Origin of the sequence: Hwanghaeella grinnelliae (genome assembly GCF_004005845.1) — a bacterium.
Taxonomy (GTDB): Bacteria; Pseudomonadota; Alphaproteobacteria; order UBA8366; family Aestuariispiraceae; genus Hwanghaeella; species Hwanghaeella grinnelliae.
This window is the reverse complement of record NZ_SADE01000001.1, coordinates 1,728,596-1,747,753: the sequence shown is the minus strand read 5'-3', so window position 1 is coordinate 1,747,753 and position 19,158 is coordinate 1,728,596. Positions and strand designations below refer to the sequence as shown.

Sequence of the window (19,158 nt, the reverse complement as noted above, 5' to 3'; positions counted from 1 at the left end):
AGCGAAGCCAGCCCTTCGGTCCGGACAACAAAAGACTAGTTCGAATTGACTATTTGGAAGTAAAAAGACGAATTCTATTAGTATCCAAGCAATTTCAATATTGAATTCCACTTCCCCCGGTGCTTTAGTATTGACGATCTTAAGAATCATCTCATTGGGGCAGGTATTCGCACCGAGCTGATCGCAGTGTTAAGTCTTCGTTAGGCTTCAGGACATAAAAAACCGATTGGGTTCGCCTGACTGGTTTAGGGGAAGGATGTATTTGCTCTCAGCCGATTCGCAGCGCGGCATACAGGATCGTCTCCATCGGTTCCTGACTGTCTAGCCGGCGGTTTTCTGAAGCAAGTTTTTGCGATTGAAAGGACTTCTTGCATGAGTGATCAGAAGCGGTCTGCGGCCGACGGCCGAGGGGACATACTGCGGATGACGTCGAATATTGCGGCGGCCTATCTTGGAAACCATAGCGTTTCCGCGAAGGAGGTCCCCTCCGTGATCAATACGATTCACAAGGCTTTGTGCGAGTTGGGCCCGGCGGAAGCGCGCCAGCCCAAGCAGCAGGCGACGAAGGCCGCGGTGCCGGTGAAACGGTCGGTAACGCCGGATTATCTGGTCTGCCTGGAAGACGGCAAGAAGTTGAAGATGTTGAAGCGGCATTTGCGTACCAACTACGACATGACGCCCGAAGAATACCGCGCGAAATGGGGGCTGCCGCCCGACTATCCGATGGTGGCGCCGAATTACGCAGCTCAGCGTTCGGCCTTCGCGAAGAAGATTGGTCTGGGCAAAGGCCCATCTCCCCGCAAGGGTGACGGCCGCGCAATGATGTAGCGCATTAACGAATAAGGCCGGGTCCAGAAGAGATCACGGCCAGGCGCGAGAGGAGCACGTGCCGGGAAAGGGGCTGTCCAGAAGGACGGCCCCTTCCATTTGAGGGATGCCCTTTAGGTCAGAAAATGCCTTTCCCTTCTCGAGATAACGGACGGAACGGTTCGGGACGTCAGAGGTCCCAGCCACTTGGCGTTTCGGACCGTTTGCTGCGGTTAGCAGGGCCGGAAGCGCCAGACTGCCCGGCTGCTTTCTGTTCCAGTTTCCGACGCAAAACGTATTCCAGTTTTTTGACCGCTTCCTGCGACAGGCGTTTCGACCCCGACCGGGCATCGCCGACGATGGAAACCTCCTCCCGCGTGACCGGATCCACGGCGCAGACCTTCACATAGGCCCCGCGAGGGATATATTCGATCAAGGCGCCTTGCGGCAGCAGTTTCGATTGGAATTTTTCGGTCATCGGCGCAGCGCCCTTGGCCTGAAGTCAGCCATATCGTGGAAGCACTCTTTCTTAATACAGGCTCGACTTATTGGGCCCTGAGTCATAAGACATCCGCAATCATACAGACACGAAACCGTTTCGGCACGCGCCAGGGACGACAGGCCTTAAAACGCAGCTGAAACGGTAAGACATCCAGTACCCGTCAGGAGATTTAAAACATGACCGAGATGCGCGCGCGCTTTCAGTGGGAAGACCCCTTCCAGATTGATGAGCAACTGAGCGAAGAGGATCGCATGATCCGCGACAGTGCCGCCCAGTACTGTCAGGAAAAACTGATGCCGCGTGTGCTGGAAGCGAACCGGAATGAGACATTCGACCGGTCGATCTTCAAGGAAATGGGCGATATGGGCTTCCTGGGCATGACCTTGCCCGAAGAATATGGCTGCTCCGGCGTATCCTATACCGCCTACGGCTTGGCCGCGCGGGAAGTCGAACGTGTCGATAGCGGCTATCGTTCGGCCTTTTCCGTTCAATCCTCGTTGGTCATGCATCCGATCTATGCCTATGGCAGTGAAGAACAACGCAAGAAATACTTGCCCAAACTGGCGTCCGGCGAATGGGTAGGCTGTTTTGGCCTGACCGAGCCCGACCATGGGTCGGATCCCGGTTCCATGGTGACCCGCGCCAAGAAGGTGGACGGCGGCTACCGCATCAGCGGCGCCAAGAACTGGATCACCAATTCCCCGATCGCCGACGTGGCCGTCGTTTGGGCCAAGACCGAAGACGGCGTGATCCGTGGCTTCGTTCTGGAACGCGGCATGGACGGGTTCGAAACCCCAAAGATCGAGGGCAAATTCTCGCTGCGGGCATCGGTCACCGGCATGATCATGATGGACGATGTCTTCGTTCCCGAAGAAAATCTACTGCCCAACGTGGAAGGCCTGAAGGGCCCCTTCGGCTGCCTGAACAATGCGCGCTTCGGCATTGCCTTCGGCGCCCTTGGCGCTGCTGAATTCTGCTGGTTCGCCGCGCGCGACTATACGATGGACCGCAAACAGTTCGGCCGTCCGCTGGCAGCCACGCAGTTGATTCAGAAGAAACTGGCCGACATGCAGACGGAAATCTCACTGGGTCTGCAGGGATGCTTGCGTGCCGCGCAGATGAAGGACGAGGGCCGATGCCCGCCGGAACTGATTTCGCTGCTGAAGCGCAATTCCTGCGGCAAGTCCCTCGATATCGCCCGCACCGCGCGCGACATGCATGGCGGCAACGGCGTTTCCGATGAATATCACGTCATCCGCCATGTCATGAACTTGGAAGCGGTCAACACCTACGAGGGCACGCACGATGTACACGCGCTGATCCTCGGCCGGGCGCAGACCGGTCTTCAAGCCTTCATGTAAGGATATGAGTTAAAGACCCGCTGCGGGCGCAACGCCCGCAAGAACAGGCCAACCAGTCATGAAACCCCAAGACGGCGTGTCCGCCGGGCCCCCGCCGCCCGGCAGGCCCGTCTCAGGCGCCCAGACAATGCAGGCTTCGCAGGACCAAGGCATTCCGGCCTCGGCTTGGCTGTTGCTGCTTGTCTTGGCGCTGGCCTGGGGATCGACATGGCCGATGATGAAACTGGCGGTCGCGGAAATCCCGGTCCTGAGTTTCCGGTTCATTTCGGTGGTCGCCGGCTCGATGACGCTGTTCATGGTCGGCTGGATCAAGAACCGAAATATCCTGCCCAAGCGCTGGGAATGGTCTGCGATCATCCGGATCGGCTTGCTGAACGTCGCCTTGTGGTATTCCCTTTCGGCCCTGGCGGTGACGACCCTGCCCGCCGGGCGCGCGGCATTGCTGGCCTTCACCACCCCGCTTTGGGCGATGATCATCGAAATGCTGCTCTACAAGGCGCCGGTCACGGTCCGGCGTGCCTTCGGGATCGTCCTGGCATTGGCTGCGATCGGTTTCCTGACCTTTGAGGATCTTTTTGCCGTCGAGCCTTCTTTCATCGGGATCGCCGCGATCCTGGCCGCCTCCTTCTGTCAGACGTTCGGATCGATCCTGCAGCAGCGCGCCGGGTTCGAATCCCCCGTCTACACGCTGATCCCATGGCAGATGGTGTTGGGCGGCATTCCAATTCTGATCGCCGCGCCCATCATCGATGGTACGGAATGGATGGGGACCGTTAGCCTGGAAGCCGTTCTGGCCTCTTTCTCCGTTGCCGTTTTCAGCATCTGCGTTGGAGTGGTCTCCTGGTATACGATCCTCTCCAAGACGACGATGACCTTTGCGGCACTCGGTTCGCTTGTCGTGCCATTCGCGGCGATCAGCCTCAGCGCCGTATTGCTCGGCGAGACGCTGACCGCGACGGACATCATCGGGTTGGTTCTGATCACCGCCGCAATCGGGACGACGATCCGTCGTCGGCGCGCCGCCTGACAGCAACCCGCCAGCCCCCTGGTCCGTGTTTGACGATCACGATTTCAGGATTGTAACTGGCGGAACCGGAGGCCTCCCTATAGAAGTCCCCGTACAGGACGACGATATAGATGATCGGAACACAACCGATCGCGCTTATTCCCCCAAGCAACAAAACCCTGGACTGGCTTTATAAATGAACGTTTCACTGAACATTCCCGCACTTCTCCACCCTCTCCGCGACGGCATGGCGCTCTGCTTTTTTACCGCCATTCTGGCATTTGCAGCGCCCGGCATCGTAGAAGCCGCGGAAAAAACGGACCAAAAGGAAGCCGCCGCCTTCCTGCAGGAATTGGGTGAGGAAGCAATTGCGGTCCTCGCCGACAAGGAAAAGCCCCTGCATGAACGGGAAGAAACAGTCGAGGGATTGCTCCGGGAACATCTGGAGCTAGAGACAATGGGCCGCTTCGTGTTGGGCCCGGAATGGCGGAAAGCCTCGGATGATCAGCGGAAAGCCTATGTGGACCTTTTCTCGGAATTCGTGGTCCGCACCTATTCCCGCCGGTTGGGCGGTTATGGCGGACAACAATTCGAAGTCACGGGCACTTCACAGGCCGGCAAGACAGACGCCCTGGTGATCACCGCCATCACCTCCAACGACGGTTCGCCGCCCATTAAAGCCGGCTGGCGCGTCAAGACTGCGGCCAACGAGAAACTGAAGATCGTGGATGTCATCGTCGAGGGGGTCAGCATGCTGCAAACCCAGCGTTCGGAATTCGATTCCGTCGTCCGGCGGTCGGGCCTGGAAGGCCTGATGTCATTGCTACAGGAAAAGCTGGATAACCTTCCCAAAACGTCAGGCTAAGGGGCCGTCCACGCAAGTCGAAACATGTGGTTGTGCGTTGGTCCGATCCGACGCCACCGCCTCAGCGTGGCGACGCGTAGCCGAATGTGTGCAGCAGGAACCGCTCAAGCCGCGTAAGCACTTGTCCCGTGCCATCCAAGTGGCTGTCGGTGATCCCCGTTTCGCCGAGGCGCTCGGCCTGCGAGTCGATGATGTTGTTCACCGCCTTATGAACCTCCAACCCCTTATCCGACAAACGGACACGAACGGAGCGACGGTCGTGCGAGGACCGTTCCTGCACCAGATAACCGTTCTCGACCATCTTCCGGACGTTGTAGGAAACGTTGGAGCCCAAATAGTAGCCCCGGTGGGTCAGTTCACCCACGGTCAACTCATCGGTCCCAATATTGTAAAGGATCAGGGCTTGGATGTTGTTGATGTCCCGGATGCCCGCCCTGTCGAGCTCGCCTTTGATCACTTCAAGAAATTGCCGATGCAATCGCTCAATCAATCGGATGACATCTAGATAACGCTCCTTCACGGGAAGCCCTCTTACATTCTTATGTTGACCAAAGTGCAGGACGCTTACGAGCGAACCGCTCTCCCCCTACCACAACAGGATTACAGGTGCTTATCTGTAACCCAAATCCAAATTTGCCGTTACTTACACAATTACACAAGCGCCGTGCGGAAATCTCTTACGATACCGCGTCAAACATACACATTTAGTGCCAAGAATCAGTAGTTTCGTGGGCTTGAACCGCTAGCCAATCCGAATCGGAGACCTCAAAACTGGATGAGGGCCTGCCTTTGGCGCACGTGAAGCACACATCAAGGCCGCCTCGCCGGGCTTTACCCTTTCAGCATTTTGATAATGCCTGAGAAGTCGACATCCGCTGACCCCTCCGCGCAAAACTGATCGTACAAGGCAGCGGCCCGCGCGCCCAAAGGTGTCTCCGCGCCGAAAGCAGTCGCTGCATCCTGCGACAGGTTCATATCCTTCAGCATCATCGCCGCCGTGAAACCAGGGGCATAATCCCGGTTGGCCGGCGATGTCGGAACCGGACCGGGCACGGGGCAATAAGTGGTCATGGACCAGCACTGCCCGCTGGCGGTCGATGACACGTCGAACAGTTTCTGCGCATCCAGGCCGAGCTTCTCGGCAAGGTTAAAGGCCTCACACACCGAAACCATCTGGATGCCGAGCATCATGTTGTTGCAGATCTTGGCCGCCTGGCCGTTCCCGGCCCCACCTGCATGAACGATGGTCTTGCCCATGACTTCAAGAAACGGTTTGGCCCGCGCGAAGGCCGCGTCGGTTCCCCCGCACATGAAGGTCAGCGTTCCTGCAGCCGCCCCCATGATCCCGCCGGAAACCGGGGCATCCACCATGTCGAAGCCTTTTTCCGCGGCCGCCTTGTTCACATCGCGCGTCGTTTCCACGTCGATCGTGGAACAGTCAATGAACAGCGCCCCTTCCTTGGCATGGCCAATCACCTCGCCCTCGTAAACGGCGCGGACATGCTTGCCGGCCGGCAGCATCGTGATGACCACATCCGCGTCGAGAACCGCTTCCGCCGCGCTGCCGACAGCGGTCGCCCCATCCTCGACGGCTTTGTCGACTGCCTCTTGCGACAGATCGAAGGCCTTAACCGTCATACCGGCCTTTATCAAATTGGCGGCCATCGGCCCGCCCATGTTTCCGACACCGATAAATCCGACCACAGACATCATTTTCCTCCCAGGAAGGCCGGTTCGACCGGCCTCATTTCCATTCGTTTCACTAAATTAGAGCGTCAAATCCTGCGCACCCAAGGGGGCAAAGTGACGCTCTATCATTTCCTCCGTCACGTCCTGCAAATCGGCAGGCGACCATTTCGGGTTCTTATCCTTGTCGATCAACAATGCCCGGACGCCTTCGAAGAATTCCGTCCCCGCCATACAGGCCTGGGTCATCCGGTATTCCAGGATCATGCAATCCTCGAAGCTGAGCGGCGCGCCCTTGCGAAGCTGCCGCAAGGTGACCGACGACATCAAAGGCGACTTTTCCCTAATCGCCAGCGCCGCTTGGGCCGCGAAATCCGATCCGTCCGCGTCCAAGGCGGCGAGGATCTCCGGCAGACTGTCATAGCCGAAGCACCGGTCGATGACTGCCTGATGGGCAGCCAGGGTCGGTTCGCCCGCATGTTTGTGGAACCCGTCGATCACCTGACCTGCCGTCGCATGGCCGTCATCTGACTGCCAATCCGCGGCCGCCAGCGCGTCCAGCAACGCCGGCAGGTCCGCGCTGGGCACGAAGGAATCGTATACGCCCGCATAGACCACATCCGGGGCCTTCAACCGTGCATTGGTCAGCGCCAGATAGGCCCCGACTTCCCCCCGCAACTTGGGTAGGAACCAGGTGCCGCCGACATCCGGGAACAGGCCGATGGTCGTTTCCGGCATGGCGAACAGCACTTTCTCACTCACCACACGGTGGGATCCGTGTACCGACATGCCGACGCCGCCGCCCATGGATATGCCATCGACCAGCGGGATATACGGCTTCGGATAGGTATGGATGAGCGTGTTGAGGATATATTCCTCCCGGAAGAAATCCTTCCGCAGCTGTTCGACCCCGTCCCATTCCTTGGCCAGGCTGACGACATCGCCACCGGCGCAAAAAGCCTTCTCACCCGCGCCCAGAAGGACGATCGCCTTGACCGCGTCGTCATCGGCCCAAGCACGCAATTGCGTGTCGATCAGCCTGATCATGTTCAGGGTCAGCGAATTCAACGCCTTGGGACGGTTGAGGGTGACGAGGCCCAATGGCCCGCGTGTTTCAAAAAGGGCTTCCGCCTCTTCTGTCATCGGATTTCCTTACTCACTCGATTGATAAGACAAGCGGCGGGAACGAACCGCCGCACAGGTTTGGATTTGGCGGCAGATTAACCCGCCAACTGGCGTCGGGCGATGATCAAACGCATCACTTCGTTTGTGCCTTCCAGGATTTGATGGACACGCAGGTCGCGCAGATACCGTTCGATCGGGTAGTCACGCAGATAACCGTATCCCCCGTGCAGCTGAAGCGCCTGGTTGCAGATCTCAAACCCGGCATCGGTCGCGAAGCGTTTCGCCATCGCCGCATGCATCGTCGCGTCCGGGTCCTTCTTGTCGACCAGCGCCGCCGCCCGGTGCAGCATCAGGCGGGCCGCTTCCAATTCGGTCGCCATGTCGGCGATGCGGAATTGCAATGCCTGGAACTGGGCGAGCGCTTTGCCGAACTGCTTGCGTTCCGACATATAGGTCCTGGTCGCTTCCAGCGCCGCCCGCGCACCGCCCAGCGAACAGGCGCCGATATTGATCCGCCCGCCGTCCAGCCCCTGCATGGCGATCTTGAACCCCTCGCCCTCCTCCCCGATCCGACAGGAAACCGGAACGCGCGCATCCTCGAACATCACCATAGAGGTCGGCTGCGAATGCCAGCCGAGCTTCTTTTCCTGCGCGCCGAAACTGATGCCCGGCGTATCTGAGGGAATCGCGATGCAGGTGATGCCGCCCGGGCCGTCCTCGCCGGTCCGGACCATCGTGACATAAAGGTCGCTGCGCCCGCCGCCTGAAATGAATGCCTTACTGCCGTTAATGACATAGTCATCGCCGTCGCGCACAGCACGGGTGCGCAGGCTGGCCGCATCGGACCCCGCCCCCGGTTCCGTCAGGCAGTAGGAGGCGAAATGCGCCATGGTCATCAACTTGGGCAGAAAGCGGGCACGCTGTTCGTCCCCGCCGAAACGGTCGATCATCCAGGCCGCCATGTTGTGGATGGATATATAGGCTGCCGTCGAGGGACAGGCCGCGGCCAATTCCTCAAAAATGATCGCCGCGTCCAGCCGGGTCAGCGCCGATCCGCCATGCTCTTCCGCGCAATAGATCCCCCCGAAACCGAGCGCGGCCGCCTGCCGCAAGGTTTCTTCCGGAAAGATCGACTTCTCGTCCCATTCAGCGGCATGGGGCAGCATTTCGTTCTGTGCGAAATTGCGCGCCATGTCCCGGAACGCCGTTTGTTCCTCAGACCAGGAAAAATCCATTTCCACCCCTTCACTCTGCTCTTCGGCTTTCCCGCGGCAAACGCGCGGCCCGTTATCGCTGTTTTGTGAATAGTAGTCCCCGCCGGCTTGATCAATCTGTTGCCTGCGCTTCAATCGGATATGAAAAATCTCATGTCTGATTATAGGCCCTTGACCCACCGGCCGTTTCGACTAATTTTCGCCTCAGCGCTGATTTGAGTCCTAGCTTGCGGGCGCTTTATAAAAACGGCTAAAGAGGGTTTCGGGGATCACTCCCCCTCTCACCGGCCGTTTTTTGGGCCGGTTTTTTATTGCCCTCCCCGCATCGCAACAGACGAAAACCAGCGCAACGATCCATCCTCGAAAATCGAGGCCGGGTCCGCGGTGATTTGAGGGACAGCTTGCTCCGCGTGAACAACAGCTAAAGCGACACGGAAACGTGCCCTCGTAGTGAAAAAGCGTATCAAAAACGGTTACAAACGGAGGGTGTCGCAATGACCACCAACAGCCAAAACCCCGAAACCATCGCCCTGCATGCGGGCTATCGCGCCGACCCAACCACAAACGCAGTCGCGGTTCCGATTTATCAGACCACATCGTATCAATTCGAAAGCGCGGAACACGCCCGCAAGCTGTTTTCGCTGGAAGAGCTCGGGAACATCTATTCCCGGATCATGAACCCGACCGTCGACGTGCTGGAACAGCGCATCGCGGCACTTGAAGGCGGCGTCGCCTCACTCGCCGTGGCGTCCGGGCAATCAGCAAGCGCTTTTTCCATCCAGAATATTGCCCGTGCCGGGGACAATATCGTCAGTTCCACCGACCTGTATGGCGGCACCTGGAACCTGTTCGCCAATACGCTGAAGGACCAGGGCATCGAAGTCCGCTTCGTCGACCCGTCCGACCCGGAAGCCTTCCGCCGCGCCACGGACAGCAAAACCCGTGCATATTATGCGGAAACCCTTCCAAACCCGAAGCTGCGGGTCTTCCCGATCGCGGAAGTCGCCGCCATCGGCCGTGAATTAGGCATCCCGCTGATCGTCGACAACACCGCCGCGCCGGTCAGCTGCCGACCCTTCGACCATGGCGCGGCCATCATCGTCTATTCATCGACCAAATATATCGGCGGGCACGGCACCTCGATCGGCGGGTTGATCGTCGACAGCGGCGCCTTCCCCTGGGAAGATTTCAAGGAGCGTCAGCCTTATCTGAACGAACCAGATCCCAGCTATCACGGCGCGGTCTGGACCGAAGCGGTCAAGCCGATCGGCCCGGTCGCCTATATCATCAAGGCCCGCGTAACCTTGCTGCGCGACCTGGGCAGCGCGATGAGTCCCTTCAACGCCTTCCAGTTCATCCAGGGGCTCGAAACGCTGCCGCTGCGGATGCGGGAACACAACGCCAACGCATTGGGCGTGGTCGATTTTTTGAAATCCCATGCCGCCGTCGATGGCGTCATTCATCCCAGCGTCCAGACGGGCGAGGACAAGCGCCGAGCGGAAACCTATCTGAAAAAGGGCCTGGGCGCTTTGGTCGGGTTCAACATCAAGGGCGGCAAGGAAGCCGGCGCGAAGTTTATCGATGCGCTGAAGCTATTCTATCACGTCGCCAATATCGGGGATGCAAGGTCGCTTGCCATTCATCCGGCCACAACCACCCATTCGCAATTGAGCGCGGAAGAGCAGCAGTCGACCGGGGTGACGGATTCCTATGTCCGCCTATCCATCGGTATCGAGCATATCGACGACATCATCGCCGACCTCAAACAGGCTTTGGAAGCGTCACAGAAATAGCGGCTCCACTTCACTGAAGCAGATGCCGGGCGCCGAAAGGCCCCGGCGTTTTCTTTTCCGTCAGCTCCCCGGCCGGTCGATAGCGGCCACAGCCGAGGTGATGGACCCGACAAGCGCCTGGATTGCGGGGGACGACAAAGCTTCACCCTCATCCTCCAGCAAGGCGACGAGGTCGGCCACATCGTCCTGAACCGCCCCCCCTTGCAGCAACAGCCAATCGTTCGGCACCTCACTCAGCGGCACGGCATCGCCATTCCCCACCGCGACCGACCCGGTACTGTCCGGCGCGCGCAAGGCGGAAGCCGGCGGGGCGACCTTGCCGCCACGGGCCTGGGCTTCGTTGAACAACAGGTCCTGGACGGCTGCCGACAAGGTTGTCGCAATCGCGCGCAACTCGGCCCGCTTCGACGGATCAGTCCTGGGGACCGCGCCAAGCGCGCCGGACAGGCCTTGGACACGTTTCAGGTATGCCTCTCGGCCGCCGAAACTGCCCTTGGTCAGGATTTCCGCGCGCAGGTGCGACGGCAGCGCCAGGCACGCCGCCCCGGACAGCAAAAGGAACCGCCGGCGCGTCGTATTTGACCAGTCTCTTGATTTAATTTTGTTCTTCAGCCTCATCCATTAACCCATTTAAAAAACTCAATAATCTTCCTATCATGCCAAGGAATTTTAGATCTTTGACCGTGGAAGCCGACATGCCCTCCGCCCTCGGCGGACAAACGGTGAAGATGCGGCAGAGCGTGCCAATCGACCGCGTCGTAGCTGGCGCTTGGTACCCAAGGATCGTCCTTCGCCTCGACCAGCAAACTAGGCGTTTCGATCCGATCCAGAAAGCGTCGAGCGCTGCAATTGTCGTAGTAATCCGCCGCGTCCTCGAACCCGAACCGTGGCGCGGTGAAAACCTCGTCAAACTCATAAACTGTTCTGGCCGCGAGCACCGCGTCGTGCATCCCGGCGGTCAGCGGCAGCCGCACCGTGTCGCGCCGCATCCAATCGAGCAAACGCCGTTGATAGATCCGGTTCCGGCGTCGGTCGAACCAGCGCGAAGCCGCCGCCAAATCAATCGGGGCGCAAACCGTTGCCGCGGCGGTGATGGGAAACGCATCGCGATACTCAGCCAGGAATTTCAGCAGCATGTTCCCGCCGAGGGAAAAGCCGATGAAGTACAGACCGCGCCGGAAAATCCCCTCCCCCCTTGCGTCCAGCGCCCGAAGGCCGTTTGCCAAGTCTTCGGTCCGACCGCTGTGATAGCAATCGCCGCAAAGCCCCGCCGACGGCCCCGCCCCCCGCAGGTTCAGGCGTAGCGTGGAATAACCCGCCGCGTCGAAAGCCGCGGCGGAGGATTTCATATAAGCGGAAGCGGCGCAGCCGCTGAGCCCATGGACCAGAACCACCAATCCTCGGCCGCCCGTGCTTTCGGAAAGGTCTGCCAATAGTGTGTCCCCGGTGCCGTCGTTCAACGGCAGTTCCATCCGGCGGGAAGGAGGTGGCGTCAAACCCCGCCCCAAGCCTTCGACAACCAGGAAATTCCGGATGGTCTGGAGGTCACCGTTCAGCCAAGGGGCGCGGGGCTGGAAAGGGTCGTCATGCAAACCCGGCCACCGGCCCCTTCCGTTAGGCGGCGTCGCAACGCCGGCACTGTCAGCCCCTGCGTTCACGTTTTGCCTCATCCTCGTTTTGTAACCTTCCGGTGGTGGTCTTCCGTCCCGCCGCGCGCTAGGTATTCGCCCTGACTTACCGCAAGAACGCAGCACGGTCCCATCGCAAAGGTAGAGATTGGATCGCGCCAAACAAGACTGGCAACAGACAAGATTCCGAAAGGGGAGCGGGTAAGAAAATGCGTTGGGTAATTGGCATACTGGCCTTCATCATGGTGACCGTCGTCGCGGCGGTGGGTTTCTTTGCCATCCGCTTCCCGATGTCTCTGCCCGACCTCGCCGGCGAGCTATCCCTGCCCGGACTTCACGCCCAAGCCGCGATAGATCGCGATGCACACGGCTTGGTGACCATCCACGCCGCGAACGACCACGATGCTTATTACGCGTTGGGTTACGCCCATGCACAGGATCGCCTGTGGCAGATGGAGATGACACGCCGGATCGGCGCCGGCCGGATGTCGGAACTGCTGGGATCCAGCATGATCGGCCTGGACCGTTATATCCGCACACTCGGCTTTTACCGGCTGGCGGAAGCGCAGTTGCAGCATCTGTCGCCCAACGTTCTGGCCAGCCTTGACGCCTATGCGGAAGGCGTGAACGCCTGGATCGAAACACGCGACCGCCCTCTGCCGCCTGAATTCCAACTTCTGTTCCATGAACCGGAACCTTGGGTGCCTGCCGATTCAATTGTCTGGGCCCGGATGATGGCCTTCCAACTCGCCACGAATATGCGGTCCGAACAGGCGCGGGAAAGACTGTTGCGGGAACTTGGGGAGGAGAAGGTTCGTGCCTTGCTGCCGGGCGCGGAACCGAACGGACCGGTCACCCTTCCGCCCGCGGCCAAGGCCTTGCTGGACCGATATGTCCCCGCCCCGGCGGAACTACAATCTGACACGGCCTCGAACGCCTGGGTAATATCCGGCCAACACACGGTGACCGGTGCGCCGATCCTGGCCAACGACCCACATCTTGGTTTTACCGCCCCGAACCTTTGGTATTTCGCCCGCATCGATGCGCCCAATCTGCAAGTGACCGGCGTGACGGTTCCGGGCGTTCCCTTCCATCTGCTGGGCCACAATGCCCAGGTCGCCTGGGGCTTAACCACGACCTATGCGGATACGCAGGATCTGTTCATCGAAACTCTCTCGCCCGATGGCAGGCAGTACAAGACCCCGGCGGGTTGGCATGATTTTGAGTATCGGGAAGAAGAAATCACGGTCCGCTTCGGCGACCCGATCAGCCTTTCCGTCCGGTCCAGCCGCCATGGCCCCATCGTCAGCGACCTTTGGGAGAAAGACGGAAACGACCCCACCGTCACCGCGGCCCTTGCCTTTCCCGGTTTGGATGTGGCGGACCGCACGCCAGAAGCACTCTACCGGTTAAACCGGGCCGGTAACGCCCAGGCGGTTCTGGAGGCGACACGGTTCTACGGCGCGCCGGTCCAAAACATTCATTTCGCGGACAGTCAGGGCAGTATCGGCTTGATCGCGCCCGGCAGAATACCGATGCGCGCAAACGGCAACGGTCTGCTGCCGGTCGATGGGGGCTCCGGTTCCTACGATTGGATCGGCATGATCCCCTTCGCGGAATTGCCGAAAGTGGTCGACCCGCCGTCCGGCATCATCCGCAACGCCAATAACCGCCTGGTGGACCAAACCTTTCCGCACTTGATCTCCGCGGAATGGCCGCCCGCTTTCCGCGCCAAACGGCTGGATATGCTGCTGGAACGCATGAGCAAGACTGACGTGGCGCAAAACATCGATTGGCAGTTGGACATCGTATCCGGCGCAGCCACGGAAATATTGCCGCTGTTGTTGGTGGCCGAACCGGATGGTGAGGAATCAACAGAGGCTTTGGCGCTGCTGTCCGAATGGGACGGATCGATGGACCGCGACAAGGCCGCGCCGCTGATCTATGCGACCTGGCTGAACGTCCTGACGCTGGCCATTGCCAAGGACGAGGTGAAAGGCGCCTACCCGCCTTATTGGCAGGAACAGGAACTGTTCCTGATCAACGTCCTGAAGGGCGAAGAAGCTGCATGGTGCGACGACGTGCAGACCGCGGAGACCGAAGATTGCGCCCAGGTACTGTCGGCATCGCTGGATGAAACCGTAACCCAGTTGCAGGAGCGTTTCGGCGACGACATCGCCGATTGGCGTTGGGGCGCGGCCCATGTGGCAATCTTCGAGAACAGGTTCCTCGGCCGCCTGCCCGGCTTGAACGGGTTTGCCAATCTGCGCATCGAAACATCTGGCGGCGATCATACGCTGAACCGCGGACAGAGCACGCCATCCAGCGACCCCTTGTTCCGCCATGGGCACGGTGCGGGTTACCGGGCCGTCTATGACCTGGCTGACTTGGCGAACAGCCGCTTTTCGCTGGCCGGCGGGCAATCTGGCAATCCGGTTTCCCCGCATTACGACGACTTGCTGGACGATTGGCGCGACGGTCGCTATTTCCGCAGCGGCGGACGCGTTGGGGATATCGATCCGGCGGCGGAGCGAATACTCGTCCTCAATCCCCGTTAGGGGGTCATGATAGGCTGCCTCCAACCAAGTCGGGGCGGGTTTTAAAGAGCGGGAGATACAGGTTATGGACGCAAATCATGTCGTTACGATCGACGACATTCGGGAAGCGGCGAAGGTCATCGAAGGACAGGTCGTCCGCACACCTGTCCATATGTCCGGCCCGCTATCCGAACTGACCGGCGCGGAAATCTTCCTGAAACTGGAGACCTTGCAGCATACCGGTTCCTTCAAGGACCGTGGCGCCTTGGTGAAGCTCACCTCCCTCAGCGACGAGCAGAAGGCAAACGGCGTCATCGCCATGTCCGCCGGGAACCATGCGCAAGGCGTCGCGTATCATGCCAAGCGCTTGGGCATCCCGGCCACCATCGTCATGCCGGAGGGAACCCCGTTCACCAAAGTCGCCCGGACCCAGGCCCATGGCGCCCGCGTCATGCTGCACGGCGATAACATCAACGCCGCCGAACCCTTCGCGAAGGACCTTGCCGCGAAGGAAAACCTGACATTCGTTCATCCCTATGCCGACCCCTATATCGTCGCCGGGCAAGGCACGATCGGCCTGGAATTGCTGGCCGACCTTCCCGACCTGGACATGATCGTCGTGCCGATCGGCGGCGGCGGGGTGATCGGCGGTATCGCGACGGCCGCCAAGGCCATCAAACCCTCGATCAAGATCATCGGTGTCGAGGCTGCGCTGTATCCGTCGATGTACCAGATCGTCCACGGGATGGAACCGAAGATGGGCGGCGACACGATCGCCGAGGGGATCGCGGTAAAGACGCCAGGCGAAATCAATATCGAAATCGCCAAGCGCCTGGTCGACGACTTCCTGCTGGTTGACGAACCGTCCCTGGAAGCCGCCGTTCAAACCATGCTGGAAACCGGCAAGATCCTGACCGAAGGCGCCGGCGCAGCGCCCCTGGCGGCGGTTCTGAACCAAAGCCGGCGCTTCGCCGGAAAGAAAGTCGGCCTAGTCGTCTGCGGCAGCAATGTCGACTCCCGCATCCTGGCCGGGGTTTTGATGCGTGGGATGGTACGCGCCCAACGCCTCGTGCGCATCCGGGTCCTGATCAAGGATGCGCCCGGCGTCCTGGCCCAGGTTACGGATCATATCGGGCGCACCGGTGGGAATATCGTCGAGGTTCTGCATCAGCGCATGTTCTTCGACGTACCGGTCAAGAACGCGGAATTGGACATCATGGTGGAAACCCGGGATTCCGATCATGTTCAGGAAATCCTGACACGTCTGAATGCCGCCGGGTTCAAGACCAAACTGTTGTCGGACTACGCCGAATAGGCCCTTCCGAACAATTGCTTCAAGCAGAGCCGCAGACGTCGTATTTGGATACCGCATTGTTTTTCAGCTATTCTTGCATAAGCGAAAGCAAGGAGAGCAAACATGCGGGCGGCCCTGTTCATCATCTCTTTCCTGTTTCTGACAGCGGCTTCGGCGCATGGCGCGCCCCCGGCCGAATGCAACAGCCACGATGTCCGGCAAACCAGCGCCGAGCTGATTTTCAAATATTCCAGATGCCTTGCCGAAAACGCCGACGGTGAAGCGTCCAAAAAACACCTGCTGGTCACGGATATCTACGTCAAAGCGTGGAGCTACTCCCTGATCAACAAGATCTTCTTCTGGTTCTCCATAACCGCGGCCGGCCTGGTCGTGCTATGGCCGTCGGCGAGTGTTGTCTTGAAAAAAAGGATCGAGGAGGAAGGGTCCCTGCAATGGATCCGCTCACCCGTTCTGCAAACGACGATCACCGGGCTCGCCGCGCTCTCCTTCGCTCTATACGCCCAGTACAAGGATCAGCAAACCTCGGCCGAAACCTTAATGCGGGACGTGTTTTTCAGCACGAAAGATGTTGAAATATTGGCGCAATCTGCCGCCAAGGAACTAGCCCGAATAGACCGGGGATTCAATTTCGGCAGCACGCTGGACAGATCGGACAAATGAACGCGACGTCGATGGTCGCCCAAGGCCGAAGCCGCGCCCTAGGGCCGATCGTTTAGTTGTTGCGCTTCGCCAGCGCGTCATACCGGCCCTTGTAGTAAATCAACGGACGTTCTTCCGGGTGGTCGACCGACAGGTCCGTAACCCGGCCGACGATGATCTCATGATCCCCGCCGGGATAGCGATGTTCCACCACGCATTCCAACTGACACAGCGCGCCGTCAAGCAAGGGAACCCCCGCCTTGCCGGCGGAATAGGCGACGCCGTCGAACCGGTCGACCAAGGATTGGGCGAAGGTGGTGGAAAGTCCCTGTTGGCTGCCGGAGAGCATGTTGATCGCGAAGCGCTTCACATTCGTGAAGACCTTCCGGCTATAGGCGCCGTTATCCAAACAAAACAGGATCAACGGCGGGTCGAGCGAGACCGATGTGAACGAATTCACGGTCACGCCCGCCGGCGCGCCCTGCTCGTCCAGACAGGTCGCGACGACCACGCCGGTCGCGAAATGGCCGCATGCATCGCGGAATGTTCGCGGATCGAATGTCATCCCAACTCCGAACGATTAAACAAAACCGACGCCCCAATCGAAACCACGTTAGCCCCCGATGGGATCCCACAAGCCGAACGGCGCGGTATCAAGGGCCTTGCGGCACCGCGCCGAACCTTAAACACTGATTCCGGACAGTCGAACCAGCCGACCGCTGATTACCCAAACCCGATCCTGGCGAATAACCAAGCCCGGTGCTGATATATGTGCGGCGTAAAGCGCTGTCCATTGCCGAGACGGAAAACCGATGGAAACCTCTCCCTCCGATCAGCAAACCGATCAAGCGGATCGTCCCCGCCCATTTCTGCATGGGCGGACCGTCAGGGTGTTGCTGGCCGCCTTGGTCGGGATTGCTGCCGGCATCCTACTGTTGAAGACCGGCCAGGTCCCCGGCGACCAGGCCGTTCCACCCGGCTGGCTGGCCACCGCCGCCGCGGCCGTTATTGCCGCCCTCTGCGCCATTCTGATGGGTCTGCGCGGGTTGTGGCCTGTAGGGGCGGCCCTGGCCCCGCCGGCCGCTGCCCTTGCCCTGCTGGCAGCGGTGCCCGCTTGGGTATTCCCCCTGCTTATCCTTGTCTTGGCCGGATTGTTTTGGAATGTCCGCTCGGAACGCGTTCCGCTCTACCTCACCAATGGCACGGCGCAAAAAGCCTTGGCGGACGTCATAGATGACCAGCCCGGCGCGCGGGATGGCCATATCATCGACCTTGGTTGCGGGTTCGGACAGACCACCTTCACATTGGCGCGACGCTTTTCCGATGCGGAAGTCGTCGGTGTGGAGACGGCGCCGCTGGTCTTCGCCATCGCCTGGCTGCGCGGAAAACTGATCGGTTTGGACAATGTCAGGATCGTTTACCGAAATTTATGGGCGGAGGATTTGCATCGGTATGACGCCGTCTATTGCTTCCTGTCGAGCGAACCGATGCCCCGGCTAATCGCCAAGGCGAATGCGGAAATGCGCCCCGGCTCGATCCTTATTAGTAATACCTTTACCGATTCCGGCGATACTTCGGATGAAGTAGTTCTGGTTGGCGACTCACGAGAAACTCAACTGCGTATTTGGCGTTTTTAATGTAGAAGGCAATAAAGCCGTGTAAAAAGATAGACGAATCAAACCGCTTCATTTAATTCTTGCAAGTTATTGGGCAGGTCCGACTAGGGAGAACCCATGTTCGCGATTATCGGCATGGTGGCCGTTGTAGGGTGCGTTATCGGCAGTTATGTCGCGATGGGCGGCAAACTTGCCGTCCTGAACCAACCGTTCGAAGTGGTTATTATCTTCGGTTCGGGGATTTCCGCCTTCATCATTTCAAATCCGATCCGAGTCGTTAAAGCGGCGTTCGGCAAGCTGGCGGCTGTCTTCAAGGGCCCCAAATACAAGAAGGACGATTACCTTGAACTGCTGACAATGCAGTACCAGGTCTTCAAATTGATGAAACAGAAAGGCGCGCTGGCGTTGGAAGCGCATGTGGAAAACCCGCATGACAGCACGCTTTTCGCGGAATTTCCGAAGTTTCATCACGATCACCACGCGACCGAGTTCTTTTGCGATTATGTCCGCCTGCTAACGCTGGGGTCGGACAACCCGCATGAAATCTCGGATCTGATGGATCAGGAACTGGACCTGCATCACCAGGATGACCATGCCATCTCCCACGCCCTGACGAATATGGCGGAAAGTTTCCCGGCGCTGGGGATCGTGGCCGCGGTGCTGGGGGTGATCAAGACGATGGGCTCGATCAGTGAGCCGCCGGAAGTGCTGGGCGGGCTGATCGCGGGCGCACTTGTGGGTACCTTCTTGGGGATTCTTTTGTGTTATGGTTGGTTCGCGCCTTTGGCGAGCGCCGCCAAGCAGTTGATGGAAGACGAAGCGTCCTATTTCACCTGCATGAAGGCCGGTCTCATCGCCCATCTTCAAGGCTATGCGCCGCAGGTTTCGGTGGAATTCGCACGGAAGGCCGTCGCGCATCACAATCGACCGACCTTCGCGGAGCTGGAAGAAGCGTGCGGTAACCTGCCGGCGCCGCAATAGGCGGACCAGCGGCAAACGTCCCTCGCTCCGGCTTAACGGAACGGTTCGGCGGAATGGCTTAGCGGAACAGTAAAACTAAGGTC

Annotated in this window: 18 protein-coding genes and 1 riboswitch; of the genes, 10 read left to right on the top strand and 8 right to left on the bottom strand. The window is 59.4% G+C overall.

Annotated elements, in window-relative coordinates; genetic code table 11:
- Positions 1-372 precede the first annotated feature (372 nt).
- The gene (locus EOI86_RS08095) at positions 373-828 is read left to right on the top strand and encodes a Ros/MucR family transcriptional regulator (protein WP_127764569.1); all 456 of its coding nucleotides are present in this window, start codon (positions 373-375) and stop codon (positions 826-828) included.
- Positions 829-997: 169 nt separating this feature from the next.
- Here the strand turns inward: EOI86_RS08095 and EOI86_RS24595 are convergent, their stop codons facing one another.
- The gene (locus EOI86_RS24595; RefSeq protein WP_127764568.1) at positions 998-1,285 is read right to left on the bottom strand and encodes a DUF6898 family protein; all 288 of its coding nucleotides are present in this window, start codon (positions 1,283-1,285) and stop codon (positions 998-1,000) included.
- Positions 1,286-1,485: 200 nt separating this feature from the next.
- Between EOI86_RS24595 and EOI86_RS08085 the strand changes: the two genes are divergently transcribed.
- The 3 genes from EOI86_RS08085 (at position 1,486) to EOI86_RS08075 (ending at position 4,541) form a co-directional block, all read left to right on the top strand.
- Positions 1,486-2,670, top strand: coding sequence for an acyl-CoA dehydrogenase (locus tag EOI86_RS08085; protein WP_127764567.1), 1,185 nt, complete (start codon positions 1,486-1,488; stop codon positions 2,668-2,670).
- Positions 2,671-2,728: 58 nt separating this feature from the next.
- The gene (locus EOI86_RS08080) at positions 2,729-3,697 is read left to right on the top strand and encodes a DMT family transporter (RefSeq protein WP_127764566.1); all 969 of its coding nucleotides are present in this window, start codon (positions 2,729-2,731) and stop codon (positions 3,695-3,697) included.
- Positions 3,698-3,872: 175 nt separating this feature from the next.
- A complete protein-coding gene (locus tag EOI86_RS08075; protein WP_127764565.1) occupies positions 3,873-4,541 on the top strand; it encodes an MlaC/ttg2D family ABC transporter substrate-binding protein in 669 nt (222 codons plus the stop codon).
- A 61-nt stretch (positions 4,542-4,602) separates the two neighbouring features.
- On the opposite strand, the gene EOI86_RS08070 is transcribed toward EOI86_RS08075, so the two are convergent.
- The 4 genes from EOI86_RS08070 to EOI86_RS08055 form a co-directional block, all read right to left on the bottom strand.
- On the bottom strand, positions 4,603-5,061 hold the full coding sequence (locus EOI86_RS08070; protein ID WP_127764564.1) for a MarR family winged helix-turn-helix transcriptional regulator: 459 nt from the start codon (positions 5,059-5,061) through the stop codon (positions 4,603-4,605).
- A gap of 311 nt (positions 5,062-5,372) precedes the next feature.
- On the bottom strand, positions 5,373-6,251 hold the full coding sequence (gene mmsB / locus EOI86_RS08065) for a 3-hydroxyisobutyrate dehydrogenase (RefSeq protein ID WP_127765181.1): 879 nt from the start codon (positions 6,249-6,251) through the stop codon (positions 5,373-5,375).
- Positions 6,252-6,308: 57 nt separating this feature from the next.
- A complete protein-coding gene (locus tag EOI86_RS08060) occupies positions 6,309-7,370 on the bottom strand; it encodes an enoyl-CoA hydratase/isomerase family protein (RefSeq protein ID WP_127764563.1) in 1,062 nt (353 codons plus the stop codon).
- A gap of 77 nt (positions 7,371-7,447) precedes the next feature.
- Entirely contained in the window at positions 7,448-8,587 is a 1,140-nt protein-coding gene (locus EOI86_RS08055) for an acyl-CoA dehydrogenase family protein (protein WP_127764562.1), read from the bottom strand.
- A 176-nt stretch (positions 8,588-8,763) separates the two neighbouring features.
- Positions 8,764-8,841: riboswitch (SAM riboswitch) on the top strand.
- 219 nt (positions 8,842-9,060) lie between these two features.
- On the opposite strand from EOI86_RS08055, the gene EOI86_RS08050 reads away from it, so the two are divergent.
- Complete coding sequence (locus tag EOI86_RS08050) at positions 9,061-10,359, top strand: O-acetylhomoserine aminocarboxypropyltransferase/cysteine synthase family protein (protein WP_127764561.1); 1,299 nt, start codon at positions 9,061-9,063, stop codon at positions 10,357-10,359.
- 60 nt (positions 10,360-10,419) lie between these two features.
- Here EOI86_RS08050 and EOI86_RS08045 read toward each other — a convergent pair whose 3' ends face one another.
- Together EOI86_RS08045 and EOI86_RS08040 are read right to left on the bottom strand one after the other, a co-directional pair.
- On the bottom strand, positions 10,420-10,977 hold the full coding sequence (locus EOI86_RS08045; RefSeq protein WP_127764560.1) for a hypothetical protein: 558 nt from the start codon (positions 10,975-10,977) through the stop codon (positions 10,420-10,422).
- The gene (locus tag EOI86_RS08040) at positions 10,974-11,951 is read right to left on the bottom strand and encodes a YheT family hydrolase (RefSeq protein ID WP_161973746.1); all 978 of its coding nucleotides are present in this window, start codon (positions 11,949-11,951) and stop codon (positions 10,974-10,976) included. The genes EOI86_RS08045 and EOI86_RS08040 overlap by 4 nt, the downstream gene beginning before the upstream one ends.
- Positions 11,952-12,196: 245 nt before the next feature.
- Between EOI86_RS08040 and EOI86_RS08035 the strand changes: the two genes are divergently transcribed.
- The 3 genes from EOI86_RS08035 (at position 12,197) to EOI86_RS08025 (ending at position 16,499) form a co-directional block, all read left to right on the top strand.
- Positions 12,197-14,545 carry a penicillin acylase family protein gene (locus tag EOI86_RS08035; protein WP_127764558.1) on the top strand — a complete coding sequence of 783 codons (2,349 nt, stop codon included), beginning with the start codon at positions 12,197-12,199 and terminating at the stop codon, positions 14,543-14,545.
- Positions 14,546-14,609: 64 nt separating this feature from the next.
- Positions 14,610-15,839, top strand: a complete 1,230-nt coding sequence (locus EOI86_RS08030; RefSeq protein WP_127764557.1) for a threonine ammonia-lyase — start codon at positions 14,610-14,612, stop codon at positions 15,837-15,839.
- A gap of 102 nt (positions 15,840-15,941) precedes the next feature.
- A complete protein-coding gene (locus EOI86_RS08025) occupies positions 15,942-16,499 on the top strand; it encodes a hypothetical protein (protein WP_127764556.1) in 558 nt (185 codons plus the stop codon).
- 52 nt (positions 16,500-16,551) lie between these two features.
- Here the strand turns inward: EOI86_RS08025 and EOI86_RS08020 are convergent, their stop codons facing one another.
- The gene (locus tag EOI86_RS08020) at positions 16,552-17,043 is read right to left on the bottom strand and encodes a flavin reductase family protein (protein WP_127764555.1); all 492 of its coding nucleotides are present in this window, start codon (positions 17,041-17,043) and stop codon (positions 16,552-16,554) included.
- A 247-nt stretch (positions 17,044-17,290) separates the two neighbouring features.
- Between EOI86_RS08020 and EOI86_RS08015 the strand changes: the two genes are divergently transcribed.
- Together EOI86_RS08015 and motA are read left to right on the top strand one after the other, a co-directional pair.
- The gene (locus EOI86_RS08015; RefSeq protein ID WP_127764554.1) at positions 17,291-18,115 is read left to right on the top strand and encodes a class I SAM-dependent methyltransferase; all 825 of its coding nucleotides are present in this window, start codon (positions 17,291-17,293) and stop codon (positions 18,113-18,115) included.
- A 96-nt stretch (positions 18,116-18,211) separates the two neighbouring features.
- A complete protein-coding gene (motA, locus tag EOI86_RS08010; protein WP_127764553.1) occupies positions 18,212-19,075 on the top strand; it encodes a flagellar motor stator protein MotA in 864 nt (287 codons plus the stop codon).
- Positions 19,076-19,158: the final 83 nt, after the last annotated feature.